Annotated in this window: 14 protein-coding genes; 3 read left to right on the top strand and 11 right to left on the bottom strand. The window is 61.5% G+C overall.

Annotated elements, in window-relative coordinates; all coding sequences use genetic code 11:
- Window positions 1–137 precede the first annotated feature (137 nt).
- From K2Z83_RS14265 to K2Z83_RS14255, 3 genes are all read left to right on the top strand, one after another.
- Complete coding sequence (locus tag K2Z83_RS14265; RefSeq protein WP_220595854.1) at window positions 138–5,393, top strand: MBG domain-containing protein; 5,256 nt, start codon at window positions 138–140, stop codon at window positions 5,391–5,393.
- Between the two features lie 63 nt (window positions 5,394–5,456).
- Window positions 5,457–6,215 (top strand): phage antirepressor N-terminal domain-containing protein, encoded by a 759-nt coding sequence (locus K2Z83_RS14260; protein ID WP_255603954.1) that lies wholly within the window; start codon window positions 5,457–5,459, stop codon window positions 6,213–6,215.
- Entirely contained in the window at window positions 6,212–6,547 is a 336-nt protein-coding gene (locus tag K2Z83_RS14255) for a helix-turn-helix domain-containing protein (protein WP_220595852.1), read from the top strand. Before K2Z83_RS14260 ends, K2Z83_RS14255 begins: the two co-directional genes overlap by 4 nt.
- A gap of 25 nt (window positions 6,548–6,572) precedes the next feature.
- On the opposite strand, the gene K2Z83_RS14250 is transcribed toward K2Z83_RS14255, so the two are convergent.
- The 11 genes from K2Z83_RS14250 to K2Z83_RS14200 form a co-directional block, all read right to left on the bottom strand.
- Window positions 6,573–7,145: a serine O-acetyltransferase gene (locus K2Z83_RS14250; RefSeq protein ID WP_220595851.1), complete on the bottom strand. Its 573-nt coding sequence runs from the start codon at window positions 7,143–7,145 to the stop codon at window positions 6,573–6,575.
- A 2-nt stretch (window positions 7,146–7,147) separates the two neighbouring features.
- Window positions 7,148–8,167, bottom strand: coding sequence for an exopolysaccharide biosynthesis glycosyltransferase EpsD (gene epsD / locus K2Z83_RS14245; RefSeq protein WP_220595850.1), 1,020 nt, complete (start codon window positions 8,165–8,167; stop codon window positions 7,148–7,150).
- Window positions 8,168–8,282: 115 nt separating this feature from the next.
- The gene (locus K2Z83_RS14240; protein ID WP_255603951.1) at window positions 8,283–8,690 is read right to left on the bottom strand and encodes a DapH/DapD/GlmU-related protein; all 408 of its coding nucleotides are present in this window, start codon (window positions 8,688–8,690) and stop codon (window positions 8,283–8,285) included.
- A 664-nt stretch (window positions 8,691–9,354) separates the two neighbouring features.
- Window positions 9,355–10,323, bottom strand: a complete 969-nt coding sequence (locus tag K2Z83_RS14235; protein WP_255603949.1) for a glycosyltransferase family A protein — start codon at window positions 10,321–10,323, stop codon at window positions 9,355–9,357.
- 35 nt (window positions 10,324–10,358) lie between these two features.
- Window positions 10,359–11,087, bottom strand: coding sequence for a polysaccharide deacetylase family protein (locus K2Z83_RS14230; protein WP_220595847.1), 729 nt, complete (start codon window positions 11,085–11,087; stop codon window positions 10,359–10,361).
- 12 nt (window positions 11,088–11,099) lie between these two features.
- Window positions 11,100–12,134 (bottom strand): glycosyltransferase family 2 protein, encoded by a 1,035-nt coding sequence (locus tag K2Z83_RS14225; RefSeq protein ID WP_255603947.1) that lies wholly within the window; start codon window positions 12,132–12,134, stop codon window positions 11,100–11,102.
- 26 nt (window positions 12,135–12,160) lie between these two features.
- Window positions 12,161–13,189 (bottom strand): GNAT family N-acetyltransferase, encoded by a 1,029-nt coding sequence (locus tag K2Z83_RS14220; RefSeq protein WP_220595846.1) that lies wholly within the window; start codon window positions 13,187–13,189, stop codon window positions 12,161–12,163.
- An 11-nt stretch (window positions 13,190–13,200) separates the two neighbouring features.
- Complete coding sequence (locus tag K2Z83_RS14215) at window positions 13,201–14,388, bottom strand: DegT/DnrJ/EryC1/StrS aminotransferase family protein (RefSeq protein ID WP_220595845.1); 1,188 nt, start codon at window positions 14,386–14,388, stop codon at window positions 13,201–13,203.
- Window positions 14,385–15,368, bottom strand: coding sequence for an NAD-dependent epimerase/dehydratase family protein (locus K2Z83_RS14210; protein WP_220595844.1), 984 nt, complete (start codon window positions 15,366–15,368; stop codon window positions 14,385–14,387). The genes K2Z83_RS14215 and K2Z83_RS14210 overlap by 4 nt, the downstream gene beginning before the upstream one ends.
- Before the next feature lie 27 nt (window positions 15,369–15,395).
- Window positions 15,396–16,496, bottom strand: coding sequence for a DegT/DnrJ/EryC1/StrS aminotransferase family protein (locus tag K2Z83_RS14205; protein ID WP_220595843.1), 1,101 nt, complete (start codon window positions 16,494–16,496; stop codon window positions 15,396–15,398).
- A gap of 34 nt (window positions 16,497–16,530) precedes the next feature.
- Window positions 16,531–17,538 carry a Gfo/Idh/MocA family protein gene (locus K2Z83_RS14200; RefSeq protein WP_220595842.1) on the bottom strand — a complete coding sequence of 336 codons (1,008 nt, stop codon included), beginning with the start codon at window positions 17,536–17,538 and terminating at the stop codon, window positions 16,531–16,533.
- Window positions 17,539–17,856 lie beyond the last annotated feature (318 nt).

Genomic DNA, 17,856 nt, shown 5'->3' with positions numbered 1-17,856 from the left:
CCACACTTCTGTGTGCCCTCGCTGTTGCGCTCATCTGGCCGCTCCTGCTCACCCCACGCTCGCTCCTACAGATGGCAGGAGCCTCCTCGGGCGCACGTGACCGGACGGTCCCTCACGATGGACTCTCCAGCTTTCCTGTGGAGGGCTGCGCCACAACCTCCGGCAACGGCCGCTACCAGGTGTCAGGTGACTACATCGATACCTCGCCCGACACAGGCTGTGCCGTCGAGGTGCCGGCCGCCCCCTTCTCTGATACTGTTACCCACAGTGCCCCCGCCATCTTCCCTCGGGGCGCAGCTCCCTCGGCGAGCTTCGACTCCGCCTCCGGCACCCTCACGCTACGCGGCGGCGATGCCTATGACACGCTGCGCCTCACATCCGCAGGCGGAGTGCTCACCCTCGCCCCCGAGGGCGCGCTGACCCGCCTTGCCGCCCCTCTACCTGCCCTCGCCCATGCCGATCTGCGCGCTGTGATGGTGGAGGGGCCAATCGGGCTGACGGTCGCAGAGCTGCCGGTTCTTGGCAGCCTGTACCTTCGCAGCGACGGGCCGGTGACGCTCGCCGCCCCCCTGGCCCTCAGGGGCGAGCTTCGCGCGGATGTTGACCGGCTCACGGTGATGGTGCCGGTCAGCGCTGCCAGCCTTGATCTGACGGCTGCGGGAGTGCTCGACCTTGCCGCAGGCGCACGCCTGGATGTCGCTGGCCCCGCAGCGTTGCGCGCCGACGCCCTGATCATCACCGGCGATCTGGTCGCCACACGGGTGTCGGCGCATGCCCGCGCCGTGGTACAGGCTGGTGTCCTCACCGCCCCCTCCATCGCAGTGCGCTTCGCCGAGATCTACCAGGCTACTGCCGCCGCCCGCCTCGACGCCAGGGGCGATGTGGGCGGCGTGGTGGTACTGGACGGAGGCCCGACCGGGCACTTGTTCACCAGCGGCGCGATCACCGCCACAGGTGCTACCGGGGCAGGCGGGCGGGTCGATCTGTTGGGCCACACGCTGGAGCTGATATCGGCCACAGTCGACGCCTCTGGCGCCGCCGGAGGTGGGCGCATCCGTGTGGGCGGAGACCTCCAGGGGCGCAACCCGGCCGTGATCAACGCTGCTGCGGTGACGTTGGCCAGGGGGACTGCGCTGCAAGCGAATGCCATCGAACAGGGCAACGGCGGGCGCATTATCGTCTGGTCGGACGGCTTGACCGAGGTATCTGGGGCGGTGAGCGTGCGGGGAGGGTGGCAGGCCGGGGATGGCGGATTTGTGGAGCTGTCCGGTAAGACCGAGCTGCGTCTGGGGGCCACACCTGACGTGAGCGCGCCGGCCGGCCACGCCGGGGAAGCATTGCTCGACCCCAAGAATCTCACCATTGCCGCTGACGGGGCCCTGCCGCAGTTCGAGCTGCACAGCCCCACGCCAGCGGTGGGGGATACATTTGGCAACAGGATCGTGCCTCTGACGCAGGGTAGTATTGTGGTTATCGACGTAGGCGATGACGCTGTAGCGAAAGACGCCGGGGCTGTCTACCTCTTCGACGGGCTGACGGGCGCGCTGCTCAGCACGCTCACTGGCTCCAAGGCAAATGACCAGGTCGGCAGTGGCGGCGTGACTGCCCTCAGCAGCGGCAACTTCGTCGTCCGCAGCCCCTTGTGGGACAATGGCACAGTGCTGGACGCCGGGGCTGTCACCTGGGGCAGTGGGGCGGGCGGCACGCTCGGCGCTATCTCGGCTGCGAACTCCCTTGTCGGCTCCACCGCCAATGACCAGATTGGCAGCGGCGGTATGACCGCCCTCCCAAGCGGTAACTTCGTCGCCCGCAGCCCCTTGTGGGACAATGGCACGGTGCTAGACGCCGGAGCCATCACCTGGGGCAGCGGGGTCAGCGGCATTACTGGCCCCATCTCAGCCGCGAACTCTCTCGTCGGCTCCACTTCGAGTGATCGAGTCGGGAGCAGCATTATTATCACCCTGAAGAACGGCAACTACGTCGCTGGCAGCTGGAGCTGGGACAATGGCGCGCTCGCCAATGTGGGGGCCATGACCTGGGGCAGCGGGGACAGCGGCGTTACCGGCCCCATCTCAGCAGACAACTCCCTCATTGGCTCCTCCGCCGAGGATCAGGTTGGCGGCCTCGTTGCGATCGCCCTCGCCAACGGAAACTACGTCGTTAGTAGCCCATGGTGGGATAACAACACGATGATGGACGTAGGCGCCGTCACCTGGGGCAACGGTGACAGCGGCGTCACCGGCATCATCTCCGCAGACAACTCGCTCATCGGCTCCTCCAGCTTTGATATTATTGGCGACCGCGGCGTGACCCAGCTCACCAACAGTAACTACGTTGTCCTCAGCTCGTACTGGACGAATGGCGCAGCGGCGGATGCGGGTGCGATCACCTGGGGCAGCGGGACAGGCGGCACCGTCGGCCCCGTCTCCGCCGCCAACTCCCTCGTCGGCTCCACTACGAGTGATCGGGTCGGCAATAGCCCGATCATCCCGCTCAGCAACGGCAACTACGTCGTCCCCAGCGGCAGCTGGGACAATGGGGCGGTGGTGGACGCCGGGGCCGTCACCTGGGGCAACGGGATGGGCGGCACCGTCGGCCCCGTCTCCGCAGACAACTCCCTCGTCGGCTCATCCCCCGGGGATTACGTCTCCATCACCTTCGCGCTCACCAATGGCAACTATATCGTCCGCAGCGGAATCTGGGACAACGGTGCGGTGGTGGACGCCGGGGCCGTCACCTGGGGCAACGGGATGGGCGGCACCGTCGGCCCGATCTCGGCCGCTAACTCCCTCGTCGGTAGCAGCCCCAGCGACAGGATCGGCGAGTATCACGCCATCGCCCTGAGCAACGGCAACTATGTCATCAGCAGCCCGAACTGGGATAACGGCGCTGCCACGAACGCCGGGGCCGTCACCTGGGGCAGCGGCACGGGCGGCACCGTCGGCCCGATCTCGGCCGCCAACTCCCTCGTCGGCAGCGCGACTGCTGATCAGGTCGGATATGGCTATCTGACCGCGCTGAAGAATGGCAACTATGTCGTCAGCAGCCCGTGGTGGGACAACGGTGCGGTAGTTGATGCCGGCGCGGCAACCTGGGGGAGCGGGACAAGCGGCGTTATGGGCGTTGTCTCTGCCGACAACTCTCTGGTGGGTACAACCGCCAACGACAAGGTTTGCAGTAGCTGGCCGACCGCCGTCGGCGACGGCAACTATGTCGTTTCAAGCCCACGTTGGGATAATGGCCCGCTGGTGGATGTCGGGGCCGTCACCTGGGGGGACGGGGCCAGCGGCATCGTCGGGCCGATCACCGCCGCCAACTCCCTCGTCGGATCCTCCCCCGGCGATTTTGTCGGCAATCGGATGTCGCGCATAATTAGCCACGGCAACTACCTGGTCAAAAGCCCGAACTGGGATAATGGCCCGCTGGTGGACGCTGGGGCCATCACCTGGGGGGACGGGGCCAGCGGCATCGTCGGACCGATCACCGCCGCCAACTCTCTCGTGGGCACAACCTCCCAGGATGGCGTCGGCGACCAGGATATCTTCGAGCTGGGAGACGACTACATCATCCCGAGCCCCGGCTGGGACAATGGCGCCGTGGTAGATGCAGGCGCCGTGATCTGGGGGAGCGGGGCGGGCGGCCCATTCGGCCCGGTCTCAGCGGCAAACAGCATCCTCAACACCGGCTCCAGCCCCGGCCTCTACGCCGACGCGATGAACAAGACCTTCATCGTTCAGAGCAGCGCGAGCGGAGGGCGCGTGGTCGTCGGCTTCACCGACGCGGCCCAGCTCATCTACGCCCGCGCCGCTGCCGAGAGCCTCACCGTCAGGCCGGAGCTCCTCGCGAAATCCCTTGGGGTCGGCGCCGCGCTGACGCTGCAGGCGAGCAATGACCTCAGCCTTACCGCGCCCTTGGCCGTCGCCAACCCTGATGGCCCAGGCGGCACGCTCACCTTGAGCGCAGGGCGCAGTATTCACCTCGACGCGGATCTCGTCACGGACAGCGCCCCCCTCATCCTGATCGCTAACGACACGCTCGCCGGGGGTGTCGTCAACGCCCAATGTGAGCTGGGTGATGCCCATGTGCAGATGACGGCCGGCAGTCGTATCGACGCAGGTACAGCTGCTGTGCTGGTGGATCTGCGCGGCGGGGATGGCAAGACCTACGCTGGCCTCGGCGCGGCCGAGCTCACCGATATCACCGGCATCGTCACGGTACAGGGCGCGCCCCTTGCCCCGGGCGGTGCGACGCTCGGCACCACCACCATCACCGGAAGCCTGAGCCTGAGCGGCGGCCTTCAGCTCACGGTGAATGGCACCGCCGATGGCCAGCGCGATCAAGTGAGTGTCAATGGCCCGGTCACCCTTGGCGGCCCCCTCACGATGAGCGCGTCGGACTACACCCCTTCCCCTGGAGACGTGCTACTCCTCATCGCCAATGATGGTAGTGACGCCGTGAGCGGCGTCTTTGACGGCCTGAGTGAGGGCACCACCGTGATGGTGGGCAGCATAGCGATGACCCTCAGCTATGCCGGCGGTGATGGCAACGACATTACACTCACTGCCCCCAGCACGCCCCCGGCCTTCGACAGCGCCGCACCACCCGCAGGTAGCTACGGTGCGAGCTACAGCCACACCTTCACCGCCAGCGGAGAGCCCGCGCCCAGCTTCAGCGTTACGACCAACACCCTCCCGCCTGGATTGAGCCTGAATCCGATGACCGGCGTGCTGAGTGGTACGCCCACCAAGGCTGGCACCTACGTGGGCATCACCGTCAGCGCCGCAAATGGCCCCGGCGCTCCCGCCACTCAGACCTTCACACTCGTTATCGACAAGGCCCCATTAGCAGTAAAGGCGAATGGAAGGACCAGGGGCTATGGGGAGGCTAACCCTGCGTTGACCTACCGTGTGAGCGGGCTTGTGAACAATGATACGGCGGCCACTGCCCTGACTGGCAAGCTCACCACCATCGCGACAGCCAGCAGCTCGGTGGGCACGTACCCGATCACCCAGGGCACGCTGGCAGCGGCTAACTACACGATCACCTACACTGAGGAAGTGTTCACTATTACTCCAGCACTGTTGATGGTGGCAGCGAACAATCAGACCGTAGTGGCAGGAGGACAACTGCCGGCGCTGACCTACGTAGTGAGCGGACTCATGAACGGTGACACAGCGACGACGGCACTGACGGGTATGCTCACGACGACGGCGACCGCGAGGAGCCCGGTGGGCACGTACCCGATCACCCAGGGCACACTGGCAGCAGCGAACTACACGATCCGCTTCACTGGTGGTGTGCTGAGTGTGATTTCAGAGGCACCAGTGATACCGTCACGGCTCTACCTGCCCATGATATTAACGAGCACAGCCGATCATGCCAATCATGCTTGACGATACCGTACGTGTGTGCTACGGTGATTTGTGACTCTACGGCACGGATGAGAGGGCGCAGGGATGGATCCGCTTTTGCCAGAGAAGTATCAGGAGATCGCATTCGAGGGCGATACGCTGCTCTCAGTGTATCGCCCCGGCGAGGGCATGGCGGTGCCAGTGCGTACGATCTGTGCTGTGCTTGGGCTTGACCTGAAGAGCCAGAGCGAGCGCATTCGCCGGCACGAGGTGCTCCGCCAAGGGCTGCGAAAAGATCGCGTGCCTATTGACGGTCAGGCGCGTGAGATTGCGGTGCTGCTCCACAAGTACATCCCGTTCTGGCTCGCCACGATCTCGCCGCATCAGGTGAGTGAGGAGGCGCGCCCGAAGCTGGTACGTTACCAGACCGAGCTCGTTGATGTGCTGGCCCAGATCTACCTGCGCAGTGCCGATGCGCCGGCGACTCCGATCCAGCAGCGGGTCGATGATGCACTCGCCGATATCCGCCGCTTAGTTGAGTCGCAGCTTAACCACGAGCGCCGGATCAGCATTGTCGAAGAGCTTGTGGGCGATATCCAGCAGCGCACGCCGGTGAGTGCGTCACAGTCCGAGTATATCCAGCGCGCTATCAAGCGTATCGCGAAGCGTTTTGAGCTGCGCGAGGGGCGCGATATCTTTGGCAAGCTCTTCGCCCAGTTCTGCATTGATCTGGGCACGCCGCGCTATGATGCGCTGCCGGAGGCGAAGTATGACGCCGCGCTAGCCTGGTTGCGCCGCACGGCGGAGATGTATCTTCCCGATGATCCAGATGCGCTGCCGCCGCTTCAGGAGAGCCTGCTATGAGCGAGCCATCTCCGATCGACGCTCAGGTTGGTACGGCCCTGCGCACGGCCCGTCTCTCACGCGGGCTTCGACAGGACGATCTCGCTGTGCAGCTGGGGGTGGACCGCTCGACGATCGCTCGCTATGAGAACGGCACCCGCAGTATGTCCGTGAGTACCATCATCCAGGCCGCCAGCTTGCTTGGGCGACCTGTGACAATCTTCTTGCCGGGCGTCTACGCGAGCGATGGTCTTCAGGTCGTTTTGAGTGTGCTAGAGCGTCGCCCTGATCTTCTCCCGCGTGTGCTCGATCTGCTACGCGTGAGTCTCCAGGATGACGCCGCCGGAGAGTGATAGCTACCACATAGGTCGGTTGTTATCAGGCCCCGATCCGCTCTGGCGACACTTCTTGGGGTGGCACAGGCATGCCATTGATGCGCGTAATCCGCGCCGGAATACCCACCGCAGTTGCGCCGGCGGGCAGGTCACTAATCACCACCGCGTTTGCGCCGATCACCGCTCCATCGCCGATCGTGATAGCGCCCAGCACCCGCGCGCCCGCGCCGATAAAGACCTCATCCCCAATCTGCGGGAAGTCCCAGGTGTTGCGCATACCGATGGTCACCGCCGCGATGATGCTGCAGTTGCGGCCCATGCGCTTTGGCGAGACGACGACCCCGATCGGGTGGGCGATATAGAGCCCGCCGCCAATCTCAGCTCCCACCAAGATCTCTAGCCCGTAGCGGCTATAGATCTGGCGCTGTGTGAAGCCGGGCAGGTAGGGGATGCGGTGCTGCTTACACCAGCACCCGAAGCGAAACCAGGCCATCGCGCGCAGCGGCATATAGCGGAAGAGCAGCCTGAGCATGAGCCAGAGGCTCACTGGCGCGCCCTCGTTTATGTTGCTTGGCTCAATCCATCGGCGGGCATCTTGCGTAAAGTCCTCGAACATGGCTACTCCGTATCCAATGACGATGAAGCTGTTTTACTGAGGGCGCTGGAGCTTGCTCCGCCGTAGAAGGCTCTGCGTCCGCCAAGCTCATCGGCGACCCCCTGGTAGTAGCGTAGGTTAAAGATGGCGCTGTATGCAGCCTGGGCGATCCGCTTCCCAGGCCCGCCCATCCGATAGCCAATGTCGGCGATCTGCTTTGTCAGGACCTGCACGAGACTGCTGAGCCGCGGGCGGTCGAGGCAGATGCCGACGATCAGGTGTATCAGCGGGTTACGCTGTTTGAATTGCTCGTGGACGAAGGCTAAGAGATGAGTCTGTCCTTCTCGGCCAAACACAATCTCATATCGGCCATAGACATAGGGGATCTGGAGCCACGAGGCGAAGCTGCGATCCGCATAGTGGTAGCCCACTGCGTCCATCGTGAAGCAGAACTCGACATGTTGCTTCTCAAGCCGGTAGGCGAGCTCGATGTCTTCAGCCCGCCGGAATCGCTCATCAAAGCCACCTGATTCGATGAGCACCTGGCGCGGTAGCGAGGTGTTGCCAGTGTAGAACTGCCGCGCGGTCGCCTCCCAGTCACCACGGCGCATGGCGGCGTACTGCTTTTCGAGCATTGCCTGCTCCCAGGCCACCCACGGCGTATGTGTGAAGTCGGGCGGGTTGAGCATAGGGCCGAGGACCACCAGGTTGGGCCGGCGGGCGTGCCACCGCATATGCTCCGTGACAAGCTGCTGGCTGGGCACGACATCGTCGTCGATGAAGAGCACATACTCGCTGTGGGCGTTCCGAAAGCCGTTGTTCCGTGCGGCGGCCGGGCCTGCGTTCTCCTGCGGCACAAACCGTAGGTTGAGCGGTGTCTGGATGTTTGCGAGGTACTCGTGTGTCCCGTCGGTCGAGCCATCGGAGACAATGATCACCTCAACCTTGTCGAGCGGGTAGGTCTGCTGCTCGATAGCGGCGATCACCTGTTTGAGGCGCGCTATCCGATTGTAGGTTGGGATGACAATGCTGACATTGGCCATGAGGGCATCTCCACTAGAAAGGGGCAGAGCGCTCAAGTATTCGGTCATCTGCTTTGGGGTGAAGGGTGCGCGCCGCTCATTCCCTCCGCCTGGGAGACGGAGGGCTCTCGCCCTCTCAGATCTGCCTGATGACGCGGGCGGGCATGCCGACGGCCAGCGATCGCGGGGGGATATCTCTTGTCACAACGCTGCCCGCGCCGACGACACTGCCGGCCCCGATCGTCACCCCGCTCAATACCGTCACCCGTGCGCCTAGCCAGACATTCTCTTCCAAGATGATAGGCGCCGACGGGGGACTCTCAGTGCGCCGCTCAGGCTCAATCCGATGAAAGTCATTATCCATCATGATCACATAGGTCCCGATGTGACAGTTGGGGCCAATCTGCACCAGCTCTGTTGCCGCGATCGAGCAACCGTAGTTGATGAAGCTGCCCTCACCGATGACGAGCGTGCCCTGCGACCCGGCAACGATCTCCAGGGGGACGATTGTCGAGACGAGGCGAGCCCGGTTGCCGATGATCATCTTCCCATAGTTCTGCACCGACGCGCGTCCCCAGAGTCTGACGCGTGGGCCCACGTGGGTTGCGGTACGAAAGTACCAGCGTGCGCGCAGTACGGCCCGCCCGTTATCCCAGAGCCCCCGGATCGAGCCGTAGTTCGGTCGTTGCGCCGGCTCCGCTACGCCCTGTCGAACCTGCTGTGCTAACTTACTCATCGGGCTAACTCCATCTGCATCCGCTCGCTCGAAATACAGCTCTTCTGCCGCCAGAGCTGCGGCCTGCGCGCCTCGAGATCCACCGTAAGTGTATCAGCTATAGATGAGAAATGCGTAACGGCTCCCAGCGCTAAAGCTGCTGGGCTTTACGGGATATTTCTGTAATATCAAATCCTGTTTGATCGTGGGCATTTGTCCCTCACCCCCTGCCCCCTCTCCCTTAAAGGGAGAGGGGGTGCCGAGCGCAGCGAGGCGGGGGTGAGGGACGAGGCCGCAGGTGCACCGTATCTTGCCAGATTTGATATAACTGGCGCGGCTGCTTCGCCTGAGACATCTATATACATTGCGTTGTCATGCGAACCGCAGCGGATATAGCAACTCCCCGGTGTCTGGCTTCTAGCCAGGACTTGGGGAGCTGAGCCACTCTCGTGTATCATTGCGAGCTGAGCTATTACGACGTTTTGTGCGCCGGCTACCTGGGCAGTCTCTCGCTAGCCCTCAGCCGAGACAGATTGCTTTGCAGCTGCCTCAGTGCTGTCTTTGCAGTGCTGCTTACGATATGCAGCGGGGAGATGCGGATGGCGAGCCAGTAACAGATCGCCGCTTGCCTCAGCTTGCCCTTACGCGCATACCCAATCGCATACCTTGTAAAGAGCGGGATGTAGTGCCCCTTATGCTTGAGCAAAATGCGCTGTTTCGCCAGCCAGCTGCGTGGCGGGCCGCCCTCGATATGGCGATGTGCCACATCCATAACATCGGTGTAGCGCCGCCAGGTGATATCCTCTATCCGCCGGTTCCCCGCGCCATCGAAGCGCGCTGTGTTATGCATGCGCCAGTGCAGCACCACCTCTGCAACAAATCCGATCTGGCAGATGCGCGCCAGGCGTAGCGCCCAGTCCCAATCCTCGCCGCCCTGAAGGTTAGGGTCGAAGTCGCCGACTGCCATCGCAATATCGTGGCGAACCAGGAGCGAGCCAACCTGCGGGATATAGCTCAGAAAGTCGTTGAACATCCAGCCGGAGGCGAAGGGCGGGTTGGGGTACGGCGGTGAGCAGATCTCTCCCGCATCGTCGGTCAGCACCACTTGGGAGCAGACCGCGCCATAGGATGGGTTCTCATCAAGAAACCTGATCTGGCGCATGAGATTGTTCGCTGGCCAGGTGTCATCATCATCGAGGAAGGTGATGTAGCTGCCGGTGGCCTCCCTAAGCCCGACATTTCGTGCGGCCGAGACGCCGCGCCCCGGGCCGCGCAGATAGTTGAGCGGGTAGCGATGTGCGATCAGCTTGGTCTCATCGTTCTCCCCATCATCGATGAGCAGAATCTCTACCTGAAGCGCCTCGCTACAGCTCGCCAGGACACTCTCGATAGCCTGTTGCACAAGCGCTGTGCGATTACGGGTAGGGATGATTACTGATATATGGGTCAAGGAAGCTCCCATCTGAGCTGCGCCACTACGCGAGAGGTAAGTATCTCCTATTCCAGCGGCCCATATGCTGGCAGCCCTAAGAGATCAGGGATGGTGACAAACTCGTACCCCTGCGCGCGAAGCTGCGGGACAATCTTCTGCACCGTATGTAAGGTGTTTGTTTTATGGCACTCGGACACCACCGCGCCGGAGTCGTGGAGCAGGATGATCGATCCTGGCCGCACATCGCGGAGAATCCCGGCCGCGATCAGATCGCTGTCAACCTCAGGTGTCTGCCAGTCAAGGGTGTACACATCCCAACCAATCACTGCGTAGCCGCGCTGAGTCAGGCGCTGGCCCTCCCATGGAGTGAGCCATCCCCACGGCGGGCGGTAGAGCCGTGGGCGACGACCAATCACCTTGGCGATCGCATCCGCGCTGTCGTCGATGTGCGGGCCACTGTTCAGCAGGAGCCCATCCTTGCGGGCGTGCAGCATTGAGTGGTTGCCGATAATATGCCCTGCCGCATCCAGCCGCTGTAGCACCTCGGGATGGAACGTCACGTGCATCCCGACGCAGAAGAAGGTGCCCTTCACATTGAGATCGTCCATGGCGTCGAGCAGATTGGTGGTGCTCGGCTTACTTGGGCCATCATCGAATGTGAGCGCGATCTTACGCTGGTTGCGCGGGCCGTGGTTATGAAAGAAGCCGAAGCCCCCATAGGGTGGGCTAAGAACTGCATTTCCGGTCGTGTCGATGATCTTCTTCGCAACCTGCCTCGGGTTGAGCGTACTCATGAGAAATCCACCTTAGCTATTCGTGCCAACATGAATGGCCTCGGTCGTCAGACGTTTGCGGGTTCGGCTGCTAAAGAGCGACTTCATCTTCTCAAACCAGCGATAGCCGCGGGCTCCAAGAATGGTGCGCAGGAGCAAAACCAAAATAGTATTCTGCAAGAGTGTCTCTGCTGGGCGCATCCTAAACGCGATCCAGAAGTAGTACCAGCCAAGCTTGAGATTGTTGAACTGGAAGGTGAATAGGATCGTGTAGCTGGCCAGCGCCCGACGTACCGCCTTCTTATAGAGCCAGCCGAGCGAGTCGCGCTGCTCTTTTGTCATCAGCCCAAACGACCAATCGATCAGATCTAGCACCTCGGTGATGCTCTTGCGCACAACCTCTTTGCTCCGCGACATGTTCTGGTTATGGATGCGGTAGGCATACAGCACTTCGTTAATATAGGCCACCTTGCCGACGAGGCATAGCCCAGCCCACATCTTCGTATCAACCGCATAGAGCGTGTCTGGGTCGTAGCCGCCGATCTCCGTATAGGCCGTTTTACGAATGATCGTACCGCTGTGCAGCGGCGAGCGTGAGATGATGATGTCTTTGAATGCTTCCAACCCCGGCTTTATATAGCTCTCGGGCGCCGGGTGCATCAGATAGGTGCAGGTCTCGTTGCTGGTGTAGCAGCCGTAATCGGTAAACGTGAACGCGACCTCTTTATCACGCTCCATCACCGCGATCTGCTGCTCAAAGGCTGTCGGCTCAAGGATCCAGTCATCAGCTGAGATCACGGTGATATAAGGCCCCTGTGAGATATCTGCACCCTCAATCAGGGATCGCATGAATCCTTTGTTTTCGACATGATCCACTAGCCGCACCCGCGAGTCTCTCAGGTAGGGTTCGATGACCTCTAGCGAGTTATCAGTGGACTTATCGTTAATCAAGATCAGCTCAAAGTCCTGGAACGTCTGCTTCAGGATCGAGTCCAGGCAGATTGGCAGATAGTGCGCGTAGTTGTAGTTAAGGACGGTGACAGATAACAGAGGTTTCTTGGTAGCCATGCTTATCGCCTCCCTAGATCACTATGCTAAGCACCAGATGACGCTCTGGGGCGAAGCATCGATGTGAGTCGGGTACGCACGCCCTTGGATATAGATCGTGCAGATGTAATCAGTGCGTTCTCAAAATACCAGGCATTCACATTTACGCCTGTTGCCCCGAAGCGTCGCTTGTACTCCACCATCCCTTGGTTAAGGCCACTCGTGTTGAAGTCGAAGTGACGATAGCCTTGCGCAATGGCGTCGCGCAAGATTTCGGTGTCAGCTACAGGGATCGCATTGTGGTGTAAGAAGTCGCGATGCGCCGTGCCCGTCCAGAATGACACCTGCTGATTCCAGTAGAAGAAGAGGCGTCCGCCCACAACCTGATCGCTCACGGTCATCACCCAGAGCTTGATCTGCTCAGGGTGGTTTTGGCTCAGCTGGTAGATCTGCTCGAACAGGGGCCACAGATAACCGTAGTTCTCGTCCTCTCCCCAACGTGCAACCGCGTCCCGATAGCTCACATAGTACGCCCGGTAGTCATCAAGTGTGGTCGCCAAGCGAACCTTGACCCCCTTCTTGATCCCGCGTCGATAGGCGGCTCGTCGGCTACGGCTGAAGCGCGCGAAGAGGGTGTCGAAGTCGGCATCTAGCGTGATGACATACGTGTCTTCACTGACCACGAGGTTCAGCTGGGGCTTGATCGCATCTGGGAGTTGAGGCCCCAGCGGGTTCTCGAGGACATAGAACGAGTATGTCGAGGAGGCGCACGCATGCTTATAGATCGCTGTCGCCTCATCAGAAGAGACGGGCCCATCCGCGATGAATCCGCCGTAACACCCCGCAAAGGTAGATTCAAGCCAGCGTACTGGGCCTAGCCGCCGTGTGCTCATCATAGGGAATACGACATGCACCCCGCTCGGCAAGATCGCACCGAATGTCTCATTACGGTAGCGGTCAGGGAAAGAGCGCTCTGCCAACTCCTTCCAGATCGGTGTCTGGTAGAAGGTGGCATAGCTACACTTCCGCGCCACCTCCCACCAGAACTCATCTGAAACGTTTCGAAGAATGCGCAACGACGTACCCCTCAGACAATATTGGAGGTATGTGCATCCGAGGATGCACATACCTCACTGAGCATCTCGACAACGTAATCCTGCTCCTCATCGGTCATCTGCGGGTAGAGCGGCAGGATGATATTCCGATCCTGCGCCCGCTCGGACTCGGGCAGGTCGTAGCCGCCCTCGCGCTGGTAGGGCACCTCGCGATGGGCGCACATAATGCCGCGCCGGGTGGCCACGCCCCGGTCGAGCATGCCCTGCATCACCTCACGCTGGTCGAGCGCATCCGGCAGGCGCACCCAGAAGCTCTGCCAGTTCGTGCGCGCCCACTCCGGCTCGTGAGGCATGGTCAGGCCGGGGATGGCGGCCAGCAGCTGACGGTAGCGGTCGCCCAGCCTGCGTCGCGTCGCGACGATCTCAGGCAGACGCTTGAGCTGCTCGCGCCCGATCGCCGCCTGCACATCGGTCATGCGGTAGTTGTAGCCGATCACCGCATGCTCCTCGAAGATCACCTGGTTGGCGCTATGGCGCACCCGGTCGCTCACGCTCATGCCGTGCTGGCGCAGCAGGCGGAACTGCTTGTCATAGTCCGGGTTATTCGTGGTGAGCATGCCGCCGTCGCCGGTGGTGATCACCTTGCGCGGGTGGAACGAGAAGCAGGTGATGTCGCCGTGGGCCTTGCCGACCTTCTCCCACTGGCCGTCCCAGCAGATCTCGCTGCCGCTGGCGCAGGCAGCATCCTCAATCAGCGGCAGGCCATGCGCTTTCGCAATCGCCGTGATCGCCGCGAGGTCGCAGGGCATGCCCATCTGATGCACGCAGAGGATAGCCTTGGTGCGCGGGGTGATCGCCGCCGCAATCGTGGCCGGATCCATGTTGCTGGTGGCAGCCTCGATATCAACGAAGACCGGGGTGGCGTTGCAGTAGCGCACCACGTTGGCCGTGGCCACATAGGAGTGGCTCACGGTGATCACCTCGTCATCGGCGCCGACGCCGACGGCCAGCAGGGCCAGGTGCAGCGCGGTGGTACAGTTCGAGACGGCGGTGGCGTGCTTAGCGCCAGTGTAGGCGGCGAACTCCTGCTCGAAGGCGGCGACCTCCGGACCCTGGGTGAGCCAGCCGGACATGATGGGCCGGCGCGAGGCCTCGGCCTCGGCCTCGCCGATCAGCGGGCGGGCGAGCGGGATCGTGCGGCGCTTCAGATCTGTGGTCATGCTGACACCCCACTCTTCTGCGACTTCCACCAGGCCACCAGGTCCCGCAGGCCATCCTCAAGGCCCACCTGAGCCACAAAGCCGAGCTTCTCGCGGGCCGTGCTGATATCGGCCAGACGCCGGGGCACCGGGTTCGTCTTGCGCTCGGGGCCATACTCAAGCGGCATGTCCACATCCATCGCGCGCATCAGGGCGTGGGCCAGATCCTCCAGGCTCGTCTCGACGCCGGAGGCTACGTTAAACACCTCGTCAGAAACATCGGCCTCGGCGGCGAGGATGTTGGCGCGGGCGATGTCGGGAGCATAGACGAAATCCATCGTCTGCTTGCCGTCGCCGAAGATCAGCGGCGACTTGCCGTCGATGATTCGATCCATCCAGCGGATGAGCACCTCGGTGTAAGCCCCGTAGATATCCATGCGCGGGCCGTAGACGTTGAAGTAGCGCAGGGCCACATAGTTCAGGCCATACATATCGTTGAAGCTACGCAGAAGACCCTCGTTGAAGACCTTGATCGCACCATAGATCGTGCGGTTGTTGTAGGGGTGGTGCTTCTCCGTGGTCGGGAACACTTCAGCCAGGCCATAGACCGAGGCCGACGATGAAGCAACCACCTTCTTCACGTTGGCCTGCACGGCGGCCTCAAGCACATTGAAGGTGCCATTACCCAGCACATCAACCGCCAGGCGCGGGTCTTCCGCACACTGGGTGATACGGATGGCGGCCAGGTGGAAGACCAGATCGATACCCTGCATCACCTCAGCCATCAGCTTGCGGTCGGTGATATCGCCCTCAACAATCGTCAGGTCGCCGCGGGCCTTCGCTGCTGCCACGTTCTCCATCCGGCCGCGCACGAAGTTATCGACGATCACAATCTCGCCGTACTTGCCCTGCTCGCGGCCATCCATCAGTAAATCGACGATATGCGAGCCGATCAGGCCCGCGCCGCCGGTGACGAGAACACGCTGGGGGGTTGTGCTCATAGTATGAGTTCTCCTAGTAAGAAGGGATTACTGAAGCGGCCATGCCTTAAGGGCAGCGATCACCAGATCCTGCTGATCCTCAGGCAGCTCGGGGTACATCGGGATCGAGAGCACCTCGCGAGCGGCAGCCTCGGAGTGCGGGAAGTCTCCCTCCTTGTGCCCAAGCTCGGCGAACGCGCGCTGGAGGTGGACCGGGATCGGGTAGTGGATGCCCGTGCTCACCCCATGGTCGTGCAAGAAGGTCTGGAGCGTATCGCGCTGGGCATCGCGGATCGCGTAGACATGATAGACATGGCGGCGGTCGGGCAGGGCGGTCGGAGTACGGATGCTGGTACCGGCAAGCGCCTCGTCGTAGCGCGCAGCCACCGCGCGGCGGGCCTCGGTCCAACCCTCGATATACTTCATCTTGACCTTAAGCACCGCGCCCTGGATACCCTCCAGCCGGTAGTTAAAGCCCTTCAGGTCGTGGTAGTACTTTCGCTCAGCCCCCCAGTCACGCAGCATCTTCACCGTGCGGGCAAACTCGGGGTTATTCGTCGTCACCGCGCCACCCTCGCCATAGGCACCAAGGTTCTTGCCAGGGTAGAAGCTGAAGCAGCCGAGGTCGCCGATGCTACCGACACGACGGCCCTTATACTCAGCGCCGTGGGCCTGCGCGGCGTCTTCGATCACCACCAGCCCGTGACGCTTCGCGATCTCCATGATCGGATCCATGTCGGCGGGCTGGCCATAGAGATGCACCGGCAAGATAGCCTTCGTTCGCGGCGTGATCGCCGCCTCAATCTTTGCCGGGTCGATCGTGAACGATGCCGGGTCAATATCAACAAAGACCGGGGTGGCACCGGTGTAGTCGATGGCCGAGACCGTGGCAATAAACGTGAAGGGAGTCGTGATCACTTCATCGCCGCGGCCAATGCCGGCGGCAAGAAGGGAGAGGTGCAGCGCGCTGGTACCAGTGTTCACCCCCATCACATGGCTCGTCTGGGTGTACGCAGTAAACAGCTCCTCAAAGGCGGCGACCTCTTTGCCAAGTACGAACTGCGTGCTCTCCAGCACACCGAGCACAGCGGTATCGATCTCCTCCTTGATAGAGAGATACTGTACCTTTAGGTCAACAAACGGAACCATAGAAGTCCTCCTAGTGGTATCAGCACGCTGCGCCCTACAGCTCTACGGGCTGTCCATGATTAGCCATCGAACGAGAGGCGGCCTCAAGGATCCGGACGACACGCAGCCCAGCGTGGCCGCTCGAAAGCGGCTGCTGGCCCGTCTCGACACACTCGACAAAATGCTCAGCCTCGATCTTCAAGGCCTCAATATTATCGAGGCGCGGTGCCCACATATCCCCGGTTCGATAGCCCACGTGGCGCTGGTAGACCGAGTCCTCATCCTGGTTGACGGTGATACCGCTGTCATAGACCTTGATCTTCTCGCTCATCTCAATGTCATCGTAGACGATCATCTTCTCAGAGCCGCCGATCAGGGTCTGACGAATCTTCACAGGGGCGAGCCAGTTCACATGGAAGTGAGCAATCAGATTATTCGTGAAGAAGCAGGTCAGGTAGGCCATATTCTCAGGCCGACCTGGGACGTGCGACATACCTGTGGCGGCCACCATCGTCGGGCTCCGCCCGATCAGGAAATCCATAATTGATAGATCGTGAACCGCCAGATCCCAGAGGACGCTCACATCACTCTGGAAGAGACCAAGGTTGACCCGCACCGAGTCATAGTAGTAAAGATCACCCAAAGACCCATTGGAGAGCAGCTCCTTGATCTTACGCACTGCGCTTGTGTAGATAAAGGTATGGTCGACCATGAGGGTGAGCTTGCGGCGCTCAGCCTCGGCCACCAGCTGCTCACCCTCGGCCACCGTCGCAGCAAAAGGCTTCTCGACAAAGACATGCTTGCCTGCTTGGATGGCGCGCATTGCCAGCGGAAAGTGCGAGGAGACGGGGGTAGCAATAGCGACCGCTTCGACATCAGGGTTATGCAGCATCTCATCTATATCGGAGAAGGTCTTCACCGAGGGGTAGACCTTCTCGACGAGCGCGCGCCGCTCGGGGCGCTGATCGCAAACAGCGGTGACGTGAGCCCCCTTTGCCTGTGAGAAGTTCCGAACAAGGTTCGGGCCCCAGTAGCCGTAGCCAATAACACCAATGCTTACCATAGTGGTCCGTCCTTATGATGAGTAGACCCAAGGAAAAACGTTGCCTGATGTATTCCCTATTACGTCACCATAGTTGTATATGGAGATGAGGATACGATGACCAATCCCCGTACGACATATAAGAAATAACTTAGGTGAGGCTAAACCACAAAAAACCAGTTGGAATATCTCACGCTCTTACATGCTCACGTAGCAATCATACCAGCAGCCACCTGCGAATGAAGATGCAGCATGGAATGCACCCATCGCGTATTGGCTTTCAGAAGAGGCTTGCCGACCGAAGGGGAGGGAGGAAGAGGAACGAGATCGGTGCGACAG

This window comes from Oscillochloris sp. ZM17-4 (genome assembly GCF_019599295.1).
Taxonomy (GTDB): Bacteria; Chloroflexota; Chloroflexia; order Chloroflexales; family Chloroflexaceae; genus Oscillochloris.
The sequence above is the reverse complement of the archived record's forward strand: the minus strand, read 5'-3'. Positions and strand labels throughout refer to the sequence as shown.